Here is a 20514-nt window from a genome sequence, read left to right as displayed (position 1 = left end):
CAGCAGGGAAGCCTTTTCGGCTGCAAAGTTACATAATTTTAAATCTATCTCCAAATTTTATTGCCAATTGTTGAGAAATTTGTCCCCAATTTGCCAGTGGCATAGTCCATTTCTTACGGATGTTGCGGTAAGCTAAGTACACAAGCTTCTCCAAAGAATTATCCGTAGGAAAGACCCCTTTAGTCTTTGTGACCTTTCTTACCTGTCTGTGATACCCCTCAACCGTATTGGTCGTATAAATGAGTTTACGGATGGCTGGAGTATATTGGAAATACTCTGTCAGACGTTCCCAATTGTCACGCCATGACTTGATGACAATTGGGTACATCTCTCCCCACTTAGACTCTAACAGGTCTAAATTAGCAGCAGCGGAGTCTTTGTTTACTGCACCATATACTGTTCTTAAATCCTTGATAAACTCCTTTTGATGCTTACTGCCAACATACTTGATAGAATTGCGTATCTGATGGACAATACAGAGCTGCACAGAACTCTCAGGAAATACGCTTTGGATGGCATCTGGGAAGCCTTTGAGACCATCAATACAACAAATCAAGATGTCTCGAACACCACGGTTCTGAAGATCCGTAAGAACTTCTAGCCAGAAGTTAGCTCCTTCACTCTTAGACACATACATACCTAACAGTTCTTTTTGGCCTTCCTTGTTGATACCAAGAATGTTGTAAATGGCTCGTGTGACAGCTCTGCCATTCTCATCCTTTACCTTATAATGGATAGCATCAAGCCAGCAAATGGCATATGCAGGATCGAGCATGCGAGACTTCCAGGCGGTGATTTCGGGTAATACACGGTCTGTTATAGAGCTGATAGTATCGGCTGATAGAGTTGTGTTGAACTCACGCTCAAAGTAGCTGCTGATGTCACGTGTGCTGGTGCCCATGGCGTACATCTCAATAATCTGGTCTGCCATGCCATTGGCAAGAATAGTCTCACGCTTCTTTACGGTCTCAGGTTGGAAAGTTCCGTCTCGGTCACGAGGAGTCTCTATAGTGACCTCACCATATTTTGTTTGAACCTTCTTACTCATCTTACCATTACGACGGTTGCCGGAAGAGCGTTCCTCTTCACTTAAATGAGCGTCCATCTCACCTTCGAGAGCTGAGTTGAGAATACGCTCTAACAATGGAGCTAATGCTCCGTCCTTGCCAAATAAGGCTTCACCACTACGCAACTGCTGAGCTGCTTTCTTGTAATCAATTTCTAAGTTGTCCATAATATAAAAACTGTGTTAAACTACTTTTATTGTAGCTTGACACAGTTTAGTTTACACTCTCCAATGTATAAAAATTGTGATCTAATTTTTATCTATGATATTGAGTGAACAAAAAAACAAAGCCCGTTCAATGTACTTTCAAACGGGCTTTTATTCTTATTTACTTTCACTTTGAAGGTTTAGAACAGCCTTCTTTAATCCACGCCCGATAGCTTCCAGAACAATATCTCCCGGTTTATCCGTCGTTTGGACAATGGCCGTCATCATACCGCTGAAAACCTTCATTTTCGGTAACTGGAAAGATTCCAACGACGCCGGATTTCCATTGGCTCCCGCACAATAAACACCTGCGCCTTTCACTTTAAAACTGATTTCATCAGTTGCATCCGGACAAAGATTTCCTTCTTTATCCACCACTCTCACCGTTACAAAACAAAGATCTTTCCCATCGGCTTGCAAGAGAGTTCTATCCGGAACAAGTTCTATATGATGTGGTGCACCGGCCGTATGTATTTCTTTCTCTGCAACAGCCATTCCATTTTTATCATAGGCAATAACTTTCACAGTACCCGGTTCATATTTAGTATCCATCCACATCAAACGATAACGCTGCTGGCGTTTCAAATTCATCATAGAAACAGAATCGGCACTGTTGTGAACCGTTACAGATAAGTCTTTAGTACGCTTTCCCTGACTTTTTCCATTTATAAATAACTCTGCGGAAGGATAATTCGTATACACGAAAATCGGAGTTACCTCTCCTTCACGGCCTTTCCAGTTCCAGTGAGGTAAAATATGCAATGTCTCCTTTTCCTTATTCCAGTGGCTGCGATACAGATAATAACGGTCTTTTGGCAATCCCGCCAAGTCGATAATCCCGAACAAAGAAGAATGACTTGGCCAGTCCGTATAATAAGGAGTAGGTTCTCCCAAATAATCAAAACCGGTCCACACAAATTCACCGATACAATATGGCAAATCCTCATGCTGGATAAAGTCGTCTTCGGGTAAATTAGACCAGCCACAATGTTCCACATCATAAGAGGAAGCCTGATGGTCATCATACTTTTTCATCCATGCACGCACTACCGGAAACTTATATACCCCCCGTGAACTTACCGTAGAAGCAGTCTCGCTACCCAAGATTATCTGTTGGGGAAGCTTCTTATAAGCTTCCGGATATTTATGAGGACGGTAATTGAAACCGGCAACATCCATTACAGCAGCCATATTATTATTTATTACAGCATCCGGTGCATCCATCCCCTGTGTTACCGGACGAGTAGGATCTTCCCGATGACAGATATCCTGCAAATAGCGTGATAGTTTCGGCCCCTGATCTCCGTTCCACTGATCCGGAACTTCATTACCGATACACCACATCACCACACTCGGATTATTACGATAATGCCGTAATACATTTATCAAATCCTTCTCTACCCATTCATCAAACACTTTATTATAGCCATTCTCACACTTGGCTGCCTTCCACTCATCGAAAGTCTCCACCATAAGCATCATTCCCATCTCGTCACAAGCCCTCACAAGCTCGGGTGCAGGCATATTATGAGAAGTACGGATTGCATTACATCCCATATCTTTCAATATGCGTATCTGACGACGAATCGCCGCATCATTCACGGCAGCCCCCAAAGGCCCCAAATCGTGATGATTACAAACACCTTTAAACACTGTTTTTTTTCCATTCAGAAAGAATCCTTTATTCGGAATAATCTCTATAGAACGAATACCGAACGGAGTGACCGATTCATCCTTCACTACATTGCCTTCATAAACTTTCGATTCTGCCGTATATAAATAAGGGGCATCCGGAGTCCAAAGTTCCGGCTTTTCTACTACAAATTCCTGAGAGAACGTTTGACCGTCAAAGTCAGTAAGTTGCTTCTCCCCCTTACAAACGACACTTCCAACCGCATTTTTTATTTCAGTGACAATACGATAAGACGAAGATGATTTTCCTTCCGGCATCACCAACGATGTATTCAGACGTACCCGTGCAAAATCATTTTTCACTACCGGCGTAGACAACTGCGTCCCCCACATGGGAATATGCACATCTTCATTTACAATCAAATGTACATTTCTATACAGTCCTGCACCCGGATACCAACGGGAAGATTCCACATCATTCTCCAGACGTACAGCCATTATATTTTTTCCACCGGCATTCAAATACGGTGTCACATCCAAATAAAAAGTATTATAACCATATGGCCAATAGCCGGCTTCTTTCCCGTTGATATAAACTCTGGCATGGCTCATAGCCCCATCAAATACCAGAGTCGCCTTTTTGCTTCTATCGAATGCAGGAACTTCAAAGTCCAACCGATACCAACCCACACCTACGAATGGCAATCCGCCCGTACGTCCGGCATGCTCCATGGCCTCTTTCTGCCCGTCTTGTGTTATAGCCACCTTTTGCCGGTCATTCTGAATACTGAAAGGACCATAAACAGCCCAATCGTGAGGTACCGTTACCGACTGCCAACGGCTGTCATCATAATCCAGTTGACTGAAATCCGTATGATCCGAACGAATAAATTTCCATCCTTTTTCAAACGTATACCGTGTACGCGTTGGTCCTGCATCACCGGCAGCTCGTATTACTTCGCAATTGGTCAAATAGAGTAATGTTAGTGCAACAACAAATAAAAATTTCTGCATGGTATTCAAATTAAAAGTAAAGAATAAATCTATTTTGAGACAGACAAATATATACAAAATCAGTTCAATCATCCTAATTTTCAAAACACAAAATATTAGAAATCAACTATTTTAAGAACTGTCTATAAAATAATCACTTTTAGGTTAGTACTACTCGCTTTACAATTGTATTATATAATAAAGGAATTATCAATAACCCATTAAATTACTACTTATGAGTTTATCGAAGCACTTTCACAGAGTACTATCCGTATCTCTATGCACACTCCTGTTAAGTATGACTTCTTGTCAGGAAAAAGGAAACAAAGATCAATGCTCCCTCATCCCTCAACCGAATGAATTAAAAACGAACGCGGGACATTTTGCTTTCAATCAGTCTACCGTTTTTTACGTATCTCCGGAATTGGACAAAAACAGTCTTTCCATTATTGACTCATTCGCTCAGAATTTGAATGCAATATCCGGATTTCAAACGACATCCCAACCTTTGGAAGGAACAGAAGCCCTCCCTAAAAAGAACATTGTTTTTAAAGCCAACAAAGACATAGTCCCGGAAGGGTATGAACTAAGTATTCAACCTGATGCTGTTATAATACAGGCCTCCGACCGTAGTGGTATTTTTTATGCTATACAGACATTAAAGCAACTGTTACCGACAGCTATCTATGGAGATCAGCCAACATCGGATGCTCAGTGGACATTACCTTGTATGGAGATAAAAGATGCTCCACGATTCGGATATAGAGGCTTGCACATTGACGTAGCCCGCCATTTCTTCCCCAAAGAGGAAATGAAAAAGATACTCGACCTTATGGCCCTCCACAAACAGAATACATTACATTGGCATCTGACAGACGACCAAGGATGGCGTATTGAAATAAAAAAATATCCCCGATTGACAGAAATTGGAAGTATCCGTAACAAAACCATGATACGCAAAGAGTGGGATAATTATGACACGACTCCTTACGGCGGGTTTTATACTCAGGAAGATATAAAAGAAGTGGTAAAGTATGCAGAAGAACGTTGCATCAATATCATTCCGGAAGTCGATCTCCCGGGACATATGATGGCAGCATTGGCAGCCTACCCCGATTTGGGATGTACGGGTGGACCATATGAAGTATCCGGTCAATGGGGAGTACGTGACGACGTATTGTGTCCGGGAAAAGAGAAAACCTTTACTTTCATAGAAGATGTATTGACAGAAGTAATGGAATTATTCCCCTCGGAATACATCCACATAGGTGGTGACGAATGCCCGAAAGTCCGTTGGGAAAAATGCCCGAAATGCCAAGCACGTATTAAAGCCGAAGGATTGAAAGCGAATGACAAACATAAAGCGGAATTCTTCCTGCAAAGTTATGTTACGGCCCGCGTAGAGAAATTCTTAAACGATCACGGACGTAAAATAATCGGCTGGGATGAAATTCTGGAAGGAGAACTGGCCCCTAATGCAACAGTAATGTCATGGCGTGGAATGGACGGTGGAATTGAAGCGGCACGCTTGAAACACCCGGTAATCATGACACCTAATAATTATGTATATCTGGATTATTACCCCACAATGAACACACAGGATGAACCTTTGGCTATCGGTGGATACAATCCTGTGGAGAAAGTATACTCATTGGAACCTGTTCCGGCTTCACTGAATAAAGAAGAACGTAAATACATTATCGGTGCACAAGGCAATCTGTGGACGGAATACATATTAAGCAATGAGCATCTTGAATACATGCTGTTACCTCGTTTGGCGGCATTAAGTGAAGTGCAATGGACCCAACCGGAAAACAAGAATTGGGAACGTTTCCTCGGAAATCTTGATCATATTCTGGCTATATATAACAAGATGGGTGTGAATTATGGAAAACATATTTATGAGATAGCGGCAAAATACGATGTACCGTCTTCGGATGGCACAGTGGAAGTTACATTGAGTACAATGGGGGATGCCCCGATCTATTATACATTAGACGGAACAGAACCGACCGAAAAGAGCACACGCTATAATAAACCTATCAAAATTACAGAGAATTGCGTATTGCAAGCTACTGCCATAAGAGAAAATGTCAAAATCAGAACTTTCAAAAAAGAGTTCCAATTCAATAAAGCTACCGGCAAAAAAGTTACTTTAGCCACTGCCCCCACAGAAAAGTATACATTTGCCGGAGCTTCTATACTCACAGACGGATTACGCGGTGATTTCAACTATAGCACCGGATACTGGCTGGGATTCTTCGATGAGCCGATGGATATCACGATCGATCTTGGAGAATCGACCCCTATATCTTCTGTAAAAATAGGTGTTATGATACAGGTTGGAGAATATGTTTTCCCACCGACGAAAATCACAGTATGGACTGCTACCGGCAAAAACGGTGAATTTGTAAAACAGGGAGAAACAAGTATTCCTCTGGCTACAGCCGATATTAAGGACGGGTTGGCAGAATACAGTTGCCAGTTCAAAGAAGTGGAAGCTGACCGGGTAAAAGTATTAGTAAACACAACTTCCTGCATACCCGATTGGCACGGTGCCCGGACAGAAAAGGGACATCTCTTTGTAGACGAAGTTATCGTAGAGTAAACATCTGATAATCAATCAAAATAAAAGTGTACACTTTTGACATGCAAAGGTGTACACTTTTATTATATAAGAATATAGACTTCTGCCTGATAAAAGTGTATACTTACTTATAAGCCATTCATTTATGCGATGCTCTCGTTGTATAAATCAAATATCAGAGAGAAGTTTATATTCCATTTTCATTTATTGAAACAGCTATTCTACATCTTCAATGTTTTGATATTCCTAATATATAACCCATTACATATGCTTCTTATACATTGGGAACAAACCAATACTACTTTATTTCAGAAATAAAAAATCCCTCAAGATGGTGAAAATAACACCAATCTTAAGAGATCTATTAAGGAATCAATGGCTAAATAAAAAATTTATTTCACCGCTGACAAATAAACATCTTTACCTTCTATCTTATATTGAAAGTGCTTCGTTAAAGACAGAACTGCCAAAATATTATTAATGTCATTATCCGTATGAAATTCGCAGGTAAACACTTCCTTTTTTAATTGTTCATCCTGAAAATGGAAACTAACATCAAAATGCTTTTCCAAACAACTGGTAATATCCACAAATGCGGCTTTATCAAAGGTTAGTTTTCCATTTATCCACAAAAGTACATCCCGCGCTCTGGACGAATCTACAAGTTCAGACTGTAATGTTTTGGAATTAACATTAAGCATCTGTCCGGGCTTCAAAATAAGACCTTCCTGTTCCCCTCCGGGTATATCAACACAAACCGACCCTTTCAACAAAGTAGTAACCACTTTCTCTTCTTCTGCCCGGGCACGCACATTAAATTTAGTACCCAATACTCGTGTTTGTATATTCTTACTGCTAACAATAAAAGGGGAATCGTCATTGTGTACCACCTCAAAATACGCTTCACCAACAAGAGCGACTTGCCTTTTCTTACTCCAAAAAGAATTTCTATAAGACAACTGAGTAGAAGAGTTCAGCCACACCTTAGAACCATCAGGCAATACGAACTGAGCACGCTGACCGGCTGGAGTCGCCACAATATAATTCGAAACTTTATTATTTAATGTTATATAAGAAAGACCGACAGTTAAAACGATTCCGGTGAAAAAAGCAGCTAATGGAAATACATAACGCTTCCACTTGGCAGAACGGATTTTTGTAGTCGCATCTTCCTTTCTTTTTATGGCAGTCTTCAATCGATTCAAAGATTTTTCTACGTCAACAGACTCCATCACCGCCGCACGCTCTCCAATAAACATTGTATAATACAACTGTTCAAGCATTTTCTTATTGTCTGGAGAAGCCTCATACCAAGCCTCTACCTGCAATATTTCCTCTTCACTGAGTTCTCCTTTTAGATAATTCAGTAATCTAATTTCATCCATTACACTTCAATCTTATACCTTTTATATACTATTACCTGTAAATAGTACAATTATGAGTGCAAATATACTAAATGAGAAACAAAAAAAATATTATTTAATGATTCATTTTGAAAATGGAGAAATTATAATTATGTTTGTGTACATTTTAATTAAAACGATGGGGAACTCTACTAAACCTTTAGATATAACTGACAATAAATCTGTAATTGCCGCAATAAAGGGTAATGATGAACAAGCTTTCGAAGAGGTATATCGTTATTACTTTCGTGGATTATGTGCATTTTGTTCTCAATATGTTTCACAACATGAATCAGAAGAAATAGTACAAGACACCATGATGTGGTTGTGGGAAAACAGATCCAGTTTAATAGCAGAGCTCACACTAAAAACTTTACTTTTTACCATTGTAAAAAACAAAGCATTAAACCGGATTACCCATCATGACGTTCGTCGCAAAGTGCATCAAGAGATAGCTGAAAAGTACGAGCAAGAATTCGAAAACCCGGATACTTATTTAGAGAATGAACTAATCCGACTTTACAACAAAGCTTTAGGAAAATTACCAGCCGAATTTCGGGAATCATATGAACTGAATAGAAAATATCATCTTACACATAAAGAAATTGCAGAAAAGTTAAAAGTATCTCCCCAGACTATAAACTATCGGATAAGTCAAGCCTTGAAAATCTTACGTATAGAACTAAAAGACTACTTGCCATTATTATTACTTTTATACAATTTTCGACTGTAAAACAGATGAATACCTTTATTATTGTATCATTTTTTCAGCCAACAACCGACATTGACTCCGATCTATTTTGCCATTACCCGTCAAAGGGATTTCAGGGATAAAAAGAATTTTTCGGGGTTGCTGATATTTAGGCAATACGGCACAGATTTTCTCTTCTACTTTTTCAATCCCGGCACCTTCTTTCAGCAATAACACCACTGCCTGCCCTAATTTAGCATCCGGAACAGAGGTTATAGCGAACGGAATAGTGATAGAGGATTTTAAAAGTTCCTCCAATATTTCTATCTGTATTTTTATCCCTCCACTATTTATTATATTGTCTTTTCTCCCAAGAATTACAAAACTATGATCCGGATACAGTTGCGCCACATCGTTAGTAAACAAAATATCATCACAAACCAAAGGTGCCTTTATTACCAACGTATTTTCTGGAGAAAGAGAAAGTTCCACAGATGAAAAAGGCCGATAATACGGTGATGCCGAAGAACCGTTCAAGCGTCGTAAAGCAATATGAGACAATGTTTCGGTCATACCATAAGTAGAATAGATTTCGCCAGGCAACAAACGTATCTCATTTTCCAAAGCAGCATCTATTGCTCCTCCCCCTATTATAAGGATATCTGTGTGACAAAGCCGTTCCTTTTCCCGAAGCACCTGCAAAGTATTAAATACTTGTAAAGGCACCATAGCTACGAAACGAAGCGGCACAGTAACATCAGCCAAAGGATGCCCGGAAGGAGTACGCAATATAAGATTCAAGCCGGCAACCAATGCACGGACTACCATCATTTTTCCGGCTATATATTGCAGAGGCATACAGAGCAATGCCGTATCCCCAGTATGAAGATTCAAAAACTCACAGGTCATGCGAGCGCTTTGCATCATTTGTTCTTTACGGACTGTCAACACCTTTGGTGTTCCGGTAGAACCGGAAGTATGTACCGTCATAAAAGGAGAATCACTAAACCAGTCTGCAAGAAAACGGTATAAATCCAATAAAAAAGAAGAAGTATTATCTCCGGTAGCATTGGCAGATAAAGACATTAATTCTTTCCGGGAATACTTCTTACCCTCCAATATTAAACTTTGTTCTTTTATATCCAGTTGCATAATAATAAAACAGCAATCTACCCATACTATTATTTCAAGTACCACAAACTATCTTTTCTTACCTCAAGCGGCATATCTACATTATCTGTAAAAAGTGCACCTGTACCAAGACCTTGCGGCAGAGGATTATTGAATGCGGCACACCAGTGCGCTATCGCATTCAGCCCTATGTTAGATTCCAATGCAGAAGTAATCCACCAACCGATATTTCTCTTTTCCGCTTCTCTTATCCACTCGTTTCCACCAGCCATCCCCCCATGTAGTGACGGCTTCAGAATGATATACTGAGGATGGACACTATCAAGTAAGCATTGCTTTCTTTCAGGAATATTAATCCCGATCAATTCCTCATCCAACGCGATGGGTAACGGAGTTTCAGCAGTCAAACGTGCCATATCTTCCCATTGCCCGGCACGGATAGGCTGCTCTATAGAGTGTAAGTCGAGTTCCGCCAAACGTTTCAGTTTTTCCATCGCATCGGCAGGAGCAAAAGCCCCATTGGCATCCACACGAAGCTCTACTTCTTTTGCAGAAAAGTGGGAACGGATGAAACGCAACAGTGCCAATTCTTCTTCAAAATTGATAGCACCTATTTTCAATTTTATGCAACGGAAACCGACAGCCATTTTAGCTTCTATCTGTTCCAGCATCTTTTTGTAATCTCCCATCCAAATAAGCCCATTAATAGGAATACCGACTTCACCACGTGAAAAAGGCGTATCCCAAAGTTCAAAACATCCTCTCTCAAAATGTCGGAAAGCAGTTTCAAGTCCGAAAAGAATAGAAGGATAATCACGAAGCGATTCAACTGAGAAACCGCCCTGCTCAGTTACTTCATTACAGATATGAGCCAAAACCGACTCATATCCCTGCATATCATCACAACTCAACTTTGGAAGAGGAGCGCACTCACCAATACCGACCCTATCCGGATATTTATCGGATGTAAGATGGAGATACCACACATCACGAGTGGTATAAGAGCCTCTTGAAGTTCCTGCCGGCTGCTTAAAATGAAGCCGGCGAGGAACAATCTTTATAGTATACATATGAAATCAAATCTCTTAAAAATTATGTACTCGTATAATCCGGATCAGCCAATTATATGAGTACAATAAAAACAGAAAAACATCCTCATGAATAACTCTCAAATAATGCTGGGCAAAATCAAAAGCAGGCTCTTAACAAAAACTATGGCAGTTTGGGGAATTGCTTAAAATCCGGTTTACGTTTTTCGAGAAAAGCATTCTTTCCTTCCTGTGCCTCGTCTGTCATATAATAAAGCATGGTAGCATCGCCTGCAAGCTCCTGAATACCCGCCTGTCCATCGAGTTCCGCATTCAATCCGGCTTTGATCATACGCAAAGCAAGCGGACTGAGCTGCATCATTTCTTCTGCCCATTGCACATATTCATCTTCAAGTTGTTCCAAAGGTACGACTTTATTCACCAATCCCATATCAAGTGCCTCCTGCGCATTGTATTTCCGACAAAGAAACCATATCTCGCGTGCTTTTTTCTGTCCTACCACACGAGCCAGATAAGAAGAACCAAAACCGGCATCAAAACTTCCTACACGGGGACCGGTCTGCCCGAAAATAGCATTATCAGATGCAATACTTAAATCACATACCACATGAAGCACATGACCGCCACCGATAGCAAATCCGTTTACTGCGGCAATAACAGGTTTCGGGATACTACGAATCTGCTTTTGTACATCAAGTACACTCAAGCGGGGCACTCCATCTTTACCGATATATCCACCACGCCCCTTTACATTCTGGTCACCGCCACTGCAAAAAGCCTTATCACCGGCACCGGTAATAACAACCACACTGACACAAGCCTCTTCGCGGCAAATACGCAGAGCATCACTCATCTCTCCGGTGGTGGTAGGCGTGAATGCATTACGATAACGCTCCCGATTAATAGTAATACGGGCAATTCCATTATAATAATCAAAAAGAATATCTTCATATTCTTTGATTGTTTCCCATTTTCTTTCTGTTGACATAGTAAATTAGTGATTAGTGATGAACAATAAGTAATAAGTGATTTCTAATCACTTATCATTCCTTTTATTCTTGTGATAATAATCTTTCAATATTCTGGCATCTTTATTTTTATTAGTAAAGACCTCTACCAATACCGGATGTGTCATCGGTTCCGGTTGTGTAAACATGGCCATAGTTTCTTCCAGTTGTACTTCATCTTCCACTTTCTGATAAAGAAAGCCACGCTCTTCGGCCCAGCCACGAGCAGAGGTCTTATGAACAGCTGTTATGAATTTATGCGACGTACCGGACATTTCCAGCCCCGGCAAGGTATGAAAGATTTCCCCTCCTCCATTATTTAAAAGGAGAATACGCAGATTCGGGCCCAAGTTGGTATTCCACAAAGCATTCATATCATAGAAGAAACTCAGATCGCCGATCACTACAAAATTCAATTTATCCGAAGCCGCAGCATATCCCACAGCCGTTGACAAAGAACCTTCAATGCCACTCGTCCCCCGGTTGCAACACACCTCAACCGATGAAGCAACTGTAAACAACTGTGCATAACGTATCACAGAGCTATTGGCCAAATGGAGCGCACACTGTTCCGGCAAAGCTTTTATCAATGCACCGATAGCAGCCATCTCCGAATAAGGAAATTCCGGCTGAGGTAATCCTTTGCAATAATTTTCCCACAAAAGAGGATATTGAGGGGTTTTGTTCTCTAATAAAAAAGCAATCTTCTCAAGGAACTCAAAAGGATCCATTTCAATGACGGTAGTCAGAGAACCATAAAGATCGATCACCTCACCATCTGCCGAGACATGCCAATGTTCTTTCGGAGGATTCTTACGAAGGAAGTTCTTCAACCGTTTGGAAACCACATGCCCACCATAAGTTATCAGTAGTTCGGGTACCATCTTTTCCTGTGTATCCTCATCCATAGCATAAAGTGCCACATCGAAATTCTTCACAGGAATACCAGGAATAGTCTGATTACTGATATGTTCAGTCAGCCATGCAAAATGCTTATAAAGCAGCTTTGAATACTTTTTCTCAAACAGATAAATAAGGTTCATCTGCCCGACAATGATCATACGTTTCTGATATTGGTTTAAGCGCTTGATAAGCTCGTTATAATCACGATCATAGACGTTCAGACCTTGGTAACGGGTAATAACACGCACCTCCGGAAGCGATTCTACAGTAAAACGGAATATAGGTTCGGTAACCGGAACATTAATATGTACCGGCCCTTTGCCATGATGATGCGTTTCGAGCAGAGCCTCATTGATGAGCCGATTGCAATACCACTCATCTTCATTTGTATAAATCTCCGGAAGATTGACTGATTTCTTCACCAAATTGCTAAAAACACCGGGTTGCGGTAATGTCTGTCCATCCATCTGACCGATCCAGGCAGCAGGACGATCGGCTGAAATTACAACAAGAGGGACATTTTGATAAAAAGCCTCAGCCACAGCCGGATGCAGATTAAGCAATGCCGTACCCGATGTACAGCAAACAGCGGCCGGACCTCCCCCGTTCAAAGCCAGCCCGATAGCAAAAAAGCCGGCACTCCGCTCGTCCGTTACAGGATAACAGGTAAAAGAAGAATGTGTAGAAAGCGTGTGTACCAGAGGTATATTACGACTTCCCGGACATAACACGATTTTTTTTACTCCATGAGCTTCAAGCAATGCTACTAACTGGAGGATATTCTTTTTATCTGTATACATGATAAATAATTATTCAATACGTCAATATACCAATGTGCCAATTACCATGCAGCATATTCAACACATTATTAGATTCTTCATCGTTCGCATTTTCTTTTCTGTCTCTTGCCACTCATCTTCCAATTCGGATGAAGCAAGCAATCCACCACCGGCATAAAGAGTCAATACCTCCGATGTTATATTCATACATCTCAAATTGACATACAAATCTGTCTTCCCATCCGGATTCAACATACCGATAAATCCTGAATAATAGCGCCGTTCATGATCCTCATGATCCAGGATAAACTGATAAGCTTTTTCTTTGGGAAGCCCGCAAACCGCAGGTGTAGGATGTAGCAGTTTAAGTAAATCTCCCAAACTGTCATTATCCGGCAATGAGAAATGAAAATCGGTTTTCAGATGAGACAACGCTCCGGCAAAAGCCGGATAAGGACCGAATTCTGCAGGCTGTATACCCAAAGATAACAACTGACTCCGGATATAAGAGGCAACATACTCCTGTTCCTCCCGATTCTTGTCATCCCACTCTCGCGGCAGTTCCCCATTCTGTAAGGATTGTGTACCTGCCAGAGCCACCGTATTCCATTTATTCCTTTCTCCGGAAAGAATTATTTCCGGAGTGCTCCCCAACCACGCCCCTGTATGTGGAGTATAGCAAAAATACACATACGAATAAATATACCTTCTACATGCTTCATAAAATGCAGTAGCGGGAGAAAAAAGAAGCGGTACATTCACTTTCTGGCTACGAGAAAGTACCAACTTATTAAATTCCTTTTTTTTCAAAGCATCCATAAAAACATCAAAACGGCCGGCATACCCTTCCGTAGACGATCCGTCTTGCAGCGATACTACCTGATTATTAAGCATCTGCCGATAAACATCCGGTTGTATTCCGCCCGGGCATTTCAAAGCAGGATCAAAGTCCACAACCATTTCTCTTTCCGGCCTCAACAACACGATCGGTGTAGTCGGCCCTACGTTAAAAGGGGCAATCACAAACCCGGCCTGCCCGTTCAACTCTTCAATATCATATAGCAAGACGCAAGAGTCTCCAGGATCTTTCGACACGAAATGAACCACATTTTCTCCCGGAATACGATAAATGGCAAAAGGAATCTGAAGTTTTATAAACCGGTCTATTCCGGCACAAATATCTTGTTCTAACGTGTCCATCATCCTTTTTTCAAAATACTGTTAACCACCCGTATCGAAGATACCAGTTTGGCAGTCGAAGTAAATACATCCACATTCCATACGTGTGACGAACGCCCTTTATGAACAATAGAAGCCACCGCACGAACAGTATCTCCTTCATGAGCAGAAGAGATATGATTTCCACTGACTTGCATACCCACCACTATCTCGTCGGGTTTACAAAGTATCATCGATCCCAATCCGGCAACTGTTTCAGCCAGTGCCAAAGTAGCCCCTCCGTGTAGAATACCAAAAGGCTGGCGGGTACGTTCGTCTACCGGCATGGTAGCTTCCACTCTATCTTCGGAAGCATAGGTATATTGAATTCCCAAATTTCCCATCAAAGCATGACGGGCACGTTGATTCAGCTGATCCAAAGGAACTTCTGCCGGACGAATCTCAGCAAGTATTGCTTTTTCCACCGCTTCCGCTACCCCGTCTTCATCATTGGAGGCAGTAATCCGGTCGGCACAAACCTTTACAGAATCCTGCGCATTTCCCATTGCAACCCCCAGCCCGGCAGATTGTATCATCGAAACATCGCAAACTCCATCGCCAATAGCAATCACCTCTTCCGAACTAACATCCAGTTTCTCGAGTAAAGCGCCCAATGTATTTGCCTTATCAATTGAACAAGGTACTACTTCAAGGAAATAAGGTTCCGAACGAAATACATCCAATGCCCCATTCAATCTTTTGCGCCAATGCTCTTCAAGCCCTATCAAGGCCTCTTCGTCGTCACTGACCAGCATACACTTGCAAGGTGCAAAATCCACTGCAATAGAAAATTCGGGTTCCACAATTATCTTCAAACCGTTAAGCTGCGCTTCCTTGCGTATGTGTTCGTTTTCGGGTGAATCGGTAATAATCGTATCATCGTGATAGGTAAAGATAGCAAAACCGTTCTTACGGGCTTTCTTTTCCAGATAAGGCAACATTTCGGGATTTATTCTGCGTTCAAACAGCAGTTCGCCATTCTGTGCATTGATAATCTGGCCACCATTATAAGACAGAATAAAGCCTCCATAATTTCCAAGTTCCAATGTCTTAGCCAAAGGCATCAGACCATATGTCGGTCTGCCGGAGGCCAATACAATACGTACTCCCATCTGCTGTACTTTCAATAAGGCAGCCAGTGTACGTTTACTTATTTCTTTTTCACTATTCAGCAATGTTCCGTCTACATCAAGAACTAATAATTTGTACTTCATGACTTATCGGTTTTGAGGTTCTTGACAGCAAAGGTAGGATTATTAAATTAAAAAATGAGAATTAAAAATTAAAAAAGCTTTGCCGTTACAAATTTAGAAAGACGAAAAGGTAGATATAAGTCTGAGATAGATATATCACAAAAACAGTACAAACCCATATAAAAAAACTGCGCGACAATTGTTTTACCAACCTACCGCGCAGTTTTCTTTTATTTTCAATATTTACTTTTTAATCTGATCGCCCATTGTCAATTCCAATGTGCCTCCATTTACAATATTCTGATGAGTAAAGAACGGTTTATCCAAAGCCTTTCCATTCAATACCATAGACTGAATATATTTATTCTCACGGCTATTATTTTTAGCTATCACTGTGAATTTCTTTCCATCTTTCAGATTGACCGTAGCTTTATTAAACAGCGGACGCCCTATCGAATATACCGGATTACCGGGACATACCTGATAGAATCCCATTGCATTGAGAATATACCATGCAGACATCTGCCCACAATCTTCATTGCCCGACAGACCATTCGGATCATTGAAATACAGCGTGTGCAATACACTGTCTACCAATTCCTGTGTTTTGTAAGATTGGTCTACATAGTTGTACATATGGATAATGTGATGGCTCGGTTCATTACCATGTGCATACTGACCAATTAACCCGGAAATATCGGCAGAAGTCATCTCGCCTTCCAGTGAAGAGTCAGCAGTAAAGAGCGAGTCGAGCTTGTTGATAAAGCCCTCACGACCACCCATCAATTCCACTAATCCGTCAATCTGATGAGGAACAAACCAAGTCCACTGCCAAGCAGTTCCCTCACAATAATCATCGCTGCGGTGTGTAGACGAACGGGGACTGAAAGGTGTACGCCAGTTACCCTCGCTATCCAGCCCGCGCATAAAACGGGTAGTCGGATCAAAATAAGTTTTATATCCTTCGGCAAACTTCGCATATTTGTCGTGATTGGCAGCATCTCCAAGGCTTTCGGCAAACACAGAGATACACCAATCATTGTATGCATATTCCAATGCTTTGGCAACCGCTTCGTTGTCCTTATCACAAGGCACATAACCGATCTTATTCTTCCAGTACTTAGCCTGCGGCATCAAATGAGGCAATACCAACGGAGGGCATTTAATTCCAGTCGTATCGTACTCTGCCACCCGCAAACAAGCCTTATAGGCTTCATTGACATCAAAATCACGATATCCTTTCATATAAGCGTCTACCACCACAGGTACCGCATGATATCCGATCATCGTACCGGTATAGTTTCCGGCCAACTCCCACATCGGGAACACACCGCCTTCACGATGTTTCTGAATAAGAGAACGGATAAATGCTTCATTCAGATCCGGATCGATAATTGTCATCAGCGGATGATAGGCACGGAAAGTATCCCACAAAGAGAATATGGTATACATCGGCTCATTCACGTCTCCCTGATGAGTTTTTAAGTCCATCCCCAGATAACGGCCGTCTACATCTGTAAAAAGATTAGGCTGCATGCCGGTATGATAAAGAGCCGTATAGAACATGATCTTCTGATCTTTATCATCTGTATCGATATCTATTTTTGAAAGATAATTATTCCATGATGCACGGGCTGCGTTACGAACACCTTCAAAATCCCATTCCGGAATTTCTGCTTCTACATTCTTACGCGCCCCTTCCATATCGACAGCAGAAATGCCGACTTTTACATATACCTCCTCATTGGCTTTTGTATTGAAGTGAAGCAATACTTTTGCAGTAGGCAGCAACGGACCACCCTCGTCAAGAGCCATTGAGTCGGTTACCATTGTATAAGTAAACGGCTTGGAAAACTTTGCGTAGAAATTAATATATTGGTCAAAAGCCCAGTAAACTGTTTTTTTACGTCCACGGATTTCTGTATCACTGATCACCTCCAACTCCATCTCTTCATTTTTCTGGCGTTGCAAACTATAATCAAAATCCAAGATAAATCCGGCTTCAGCCGATTCCGGGAAAGTATAACGGTGAATGGCCGCACGCTTGGTGGCAGTAAGCTCGGCTTTCACCTGATAGCGATCGAGCATAACCGAATAATATCCCGGTTGCGCTTCTTCATTCTGATGAGAAAAAGCAGATGCATATGCCATTTGCTGGCTTTCCGTTCCCATGGCGTGATAATCCTGTTTACCCACCGTAGGCATCAACAAGACGTCGCCATAGTCACCACAGCCTGTACCGCTAAGGTGTGTATGAGAAAAGCCATTGATAGTAGCATCATCGTAATAATAGCCGGAACAAGCGTCCCACTGATAAATACGCGTATCGGGGCTGGGCTGAATCATACCATTAGGAACAACTACCCCCGGATAGGTATGTCCATGTCCTCCGGTTCCAATAAATGGATTTACGAAATTCGTGTAATCTTGTGATGTGGATGTCTGAGTACAAGCGCCCATTCCCAGTAACAAAGAGCATCCGATTAGTGCAGAAATAAGTTTCATATCTATTCGTTTTTTTGAAATGTTTCAATGTATATTAGTTTAAGAAAGCAAAAGTGCATCCTCTTATTATATAATACAACCGAGAAAGCAAAAACACTAATAACTAAAGTGACAAAAGTAACAAAAAAACGATAATAAGTAACTATTATTTAAGAAAGAACCCGGATCGGTCGGAGTAAATTATCCGCCTGCATCCATCCGGGTCACTTTAATCAAACAAACTTATTTCCACTACCTATTATGGTTACGATGCATATTTCCTTTTTTAGCTTCAGGACGTTGTCCCGGCTTTTGACCCTGCCTTTTTTTCCATTCATTCTGAAACTTACGGGCATTCCCCTTTTCCAATTGATAAATCTTCATGATTTGCTTGGGAGAAAGTATTTTACGGAATTCATTATAATACTTTTCACGTATATCCAATATTTTACGGCTCTGTGCAAACCGGTCTTTTATAGCTTTTTCCACTTCGGCATCCGTAGGGATTGACTTCGGTTCCGTTTTTTGTACATTTTCTGGCGTTGCTGTCTCCTTTGCTTTCAGCTTTCTCGAATTGCTGATACGACTTTCACTCAACTCCTTAAGATATTGCATATAGACAGGTGTAAACTTGGCAGCAGTAGCATCGTCAAGCAGTAGGGCTTTCACCACTTGGTTGCATTGCATAGCTTGAATTTTTTCTCTGTCCGGACGCTTTCTTTCTTGTGAAAAAGCGGATTGGCTATACATTGCAAAGATAGCCACAAGCATAAAAATAATCTTTGTTTTCATCATTCGTTCTCCTTTTTTAAATGATTCATTAAAATAAAAATATATCCGTTTCCGAAAGTTCGGCCAGTTCCTGAAGTTCTTCATCCGACAAACTTTCAATAAAATTATCCATCGCTTCGGAATTCCCCGATTCCGTTCCTGCCATCAGTATAAAAGCAGATGACACATCGGGTATGTCGCTTTTCTCATGAGAAAACGGCATAAATAAAATCCCGACCAACAATGCAGCTACAACAAGTATAGCCGGAACAATGACACGAAACCGGTTTCTCTCATGACGTTCTTCCCCGCACGTATGCTTTAATATTTCACGCCGATTGTGTTCAAAAAAAGTTTCAGGCGTTCTATAAGGTATTCGTTTTCCGATATCATCAAAATCAAACTCTTTGTTCATAACTCTAATTATTTACAATGTACTCCTTTATTTTCTCTTTTGCATAGTGATAATTCACTTTGAGCGTTTCCACCCGATCACCCGTTATCTGACTGATAGCCTCATAATCCAGTTCGTCGTAATAACGGAGATTGAATACAATCCGTTGTTTCTCAGGTAATTTCAAAACAGCCGTTTGAAATTTTACGGCTAATTCATTATCATAGTCTACATAATCGGAAGTTTTCAACTTATCAAGCAATTCCTCCTGTATCTCTTCGGCAGAAACCACCTCTGCCTTACGGCTTTTCAGAAAACGAAGGCTTTCGTTAGTGGCTATCTTATAAATCCATGTAGCGAGCGAACTCTCTTCACGAAACTGTTTCAAATGCCGGAAAACACGAATAAACACCTCCTGAATAATATCTTCCGCATCTTCGTGAGACACGACAAGACGCCGTATGTGCCAGTATATCGGTTCTTGAAAACTGTCTACCAGCATTCGAAATCCCCGGTCCGGATCGGAAGCACAAACCTCCCGAATTTTATTTTCGTTTATCATTTGTATTTTCTGAGCTTTATTAGGTTAGAACTCAAACAAAGAGGAAAGTTAAAAGGAGGAAAGTCTGTTTTTATATTTCTTAACTCCACTTGTGATCTATAGACATTCCCTAAATTCCGATTCACACAAACTGAATACCCGAATCCAACACTTCGAACATTCGATCCGTGTGAATCTGTAAAAGAACAGAGAGTTTTTATCACACCCCCTTACGATATATCGCAAACGCCTTTCCAATGGACATTACAGAGCGTAAGGGGGTACAAAAGACCAAGAGATCCAAAGAAAGCAAATCATACCCGGAGTTTTTCTTTTCAATCAAGAGAAATTTACCGTTGACAGCTATCAAAAGATAGCTCTTACGCACGCAAAGCACGATGAGCAAAGGAAAGCGGAAGGGGGTAGGGATAAAGGGTCAACGTAAAAATCTGAGGGGTAAATTTA

Annotated in this window: 15 protein-coding genes; 2 read left to right on the top strand and 13 right to left on the bottom strand. The window is 41.1% G+C overall.

What is annotated here, in order from left to right; translation table 11 throughout:
• Positions 1 to 28: 28 nt before the first annotated feature.
• Positions 29 to 1234 carry an IS256 family transposase gene (locus QVP90_RS01500; RefSeq protein ID WP_021935490.1) on the bottom strand — a complete coding sequence of 402 codons (1206 nt, stop codon included), beginning with the start codon at positions 1232 to 1234 and terminating at the stop codon, positions 29 to 31.
• 156 nt (positions 1235 to 1390) lie between these two features.
• Complete coding sequence (galB, locus tag QVP90_RS01495; RefSeq protein ID WP_021935489.1) at positions 1391 to 3991, bottom strand: beta-galactosidase GalB; 2601 nt, start codon at positions 3989 to 3991, stop codon at positions 1391 to 1393.
• Positions 3992 to 4133: 142 nt separating this feature from the next.
• On the opposite strand from galB, the gene QVP90_RS01490 reads away from it, so the two are divergent.
• The gene (locus tag QVP90_RS01490; protein WP_021935488.1) at positions 4134 to 6506 is read left to right on the top strand and encodes a beta-N-acetylhexosaminidase; all 2373 of its coding nucleotides are present in this window, start codon (positions 4134 to 4136) and stop codon (positions 6504 to 6506) included.
• A 371-nt stretch (positions 6507 to 6877) separates the two neighbouring features.
• Here QVP90_RS01490 and QVP90_RS01485 read toward each other — a convergent pair whose 3' ends face one another.
• Complete coding sequence (locus tag QVP90_RS01485; protein ID WP_005924074.1) at positions 6878 to 7870, bottom strand: FecR family protein; 993 nt, start codon at positions 7868 to 7870, stop codon at positions 6878 to 6880.
• A gap of 157 nt (positions 7871 to 8027) precedes the next feature.
• On the opposite strand from QVP90_RS01485, the gene QVP90_RS01480 reads away from it, so the two are divergent.
• Positions 8028 to 8621: an RNA polymerase sigma-70 factor gene (locus tag QVP90_RS01480; RefSeq protein ID WP_025819252.1), complete on the top strand. Its 594-nt coding sequence runs from the start codon at positions 8028 to 8030 to the stop codon at positions 8619 to 8621.
• A gap of 18 nt (positions 8622 to 8639) precedes the next feature.
• On the opposite strand, the gene QVP90_RS01475 is transcribed toward QVP90_RS01480, so the two are convergent.
• From QVP90_RS01475 to QVP90_RS01430, 10 genes are all read right to left on the bottom strand, one after another.
• Positions 8640 to 9731: an AMP-binding protein gene (locus QVP90_RS01475; RefSeq protein ID WP_021935487.1), complete on the bottom strand. Its 1092-nt coding sequence runs from the start codon at positions 9729 to 9731 to the stop codon at positions 8640 to 8642.
• 29 nt (positions 9732 to 9760) lie between these two features.
• On the bottom strand, positions 9761 to 10780 hold the full coding sequence (locus QVP90_RS01470; protein WP_021935486.1) for an o-succinylbenzoate synthase: 1020 nt from the start codon (positions 10778 to 10780) through the stop codon (positions 9761 to 9763).
• Positions 10781 to 10922: 142 nt separating this feature from the next.
• Positions 10923 to 11747: a 1,4-dihydroxy-2-naphthoyl-CoA synthase gene (gene menB, locus QVP90_RS01465; RefSeq protein WP_005924083.1), complete on the bottom strand. Its 825-nt coding sequence runs from the start codon at positions 11745 to 11747 to the stop codon at positions 10923 to 10925.
• 48 nt (positions 11748 to 11795) lie between these two features.
• A complete protein-coding gene (gene menD, locus QVP90_RS01460) occupies positions 11796 to 13469 on the bottom strand; it encodes a 2-succinyl-5-enolpyruvyl-6-hydroxy-3-cyclohexene-1-carboxylic-acid synthase (RefSeq protein ID WP_021935485.1) in 1674 nt (557 codons plus the stop codon).
• Positions 13470 to 13526: 57 nt separating this feature from the next.
• Positions 13527 to 14648, bottom strand: a complete 1122-nt coding sequence (locus QVP90_RS01455) for an isochorismate synthase (protein WP_005924087.1) — start codon at positions 14646 to 14648, stop codon at positions 13527 to 13529.
• Positions 14648 to 15880: a Cof-type HAD-IIB family hydrolase gene (locus QVP90_RS01450; RefSeq protein ID WP_005924089.1), complete on the bottom strand. Its 1233-nt coding sequence runs from the start codon at positions 15878 to 15880 to the stop codon at positions 14648 to 14650. The genes QVP90_RS01455 and QVP90_RS01450 overlap by 1 nt, the downstream gene beginning before the upstream one ends.
• Before the next feature lie 222 nt (positions 15881 to 16102).
• Positions 16103 to 18364, bottom strand: coding sequence for a GH92 family glycosyl hydrolase (locus tag QVP90_RS01445; protein WP_021935484.1), 2262 nt, complete (start codon positions 18362 to 18364; stop codon positions 16103 to 16105).
• 231 nt (positions 18365 to 18595) lie between these two features.
• Positions 18596 to 19138, bottom strand: a complete 543-nt coding sequence (locus tag QVP90_RS01440; protein ID WP_005924093.1) for a hypothetical protein — start codon at positions 19136 to 19138, stop codon at positions 18596 to 18598.
• 25 nt (positions 19139 to 19163) lie between these two features.
• Positions 19164 to 19529 carry a hypothetical protein gene (locus tag QVP90_RS01435; RefSeq protein WP_021935483.1) on the bottom strand — a complete coding sequence of 122 codons (366 nt, stop codon included), beginning with the start codon at positions 19527 to 19529 and terminating at the stop codon, positions 19164 to 19166.
• Between the two features lie 4 nt (positions 19530 to 19533).
• Positions 19534 to 20070: an RNA polymerase sigma factor gene (locus tag QVP90_RS01430; RefSeq protein WP_005924097.1), complete on the bottom strand. Its 537-nt coding sequence runs from the start codon at positions 20068 to 20070 to the stop codon at positions 19534 to 19536.
• Positions 20071 to 20514 lie beyond the last annotated feature (444 nt).

The sequence above is a fragment of the Bacteroides sp. CAG:189 genome, from assembly GCF_000432295.1.
Lineage (GTDB): Bacteria > Bacteroidota > Bacteroidia > Bacteroidales > Bacteroidaceae > Bacteroides > Bacteroides salyersiae.
Note: the sequence above shows the minus strand (reverse complement) of the source record. Positions and strands in the feature narration are given on the sequence as shown.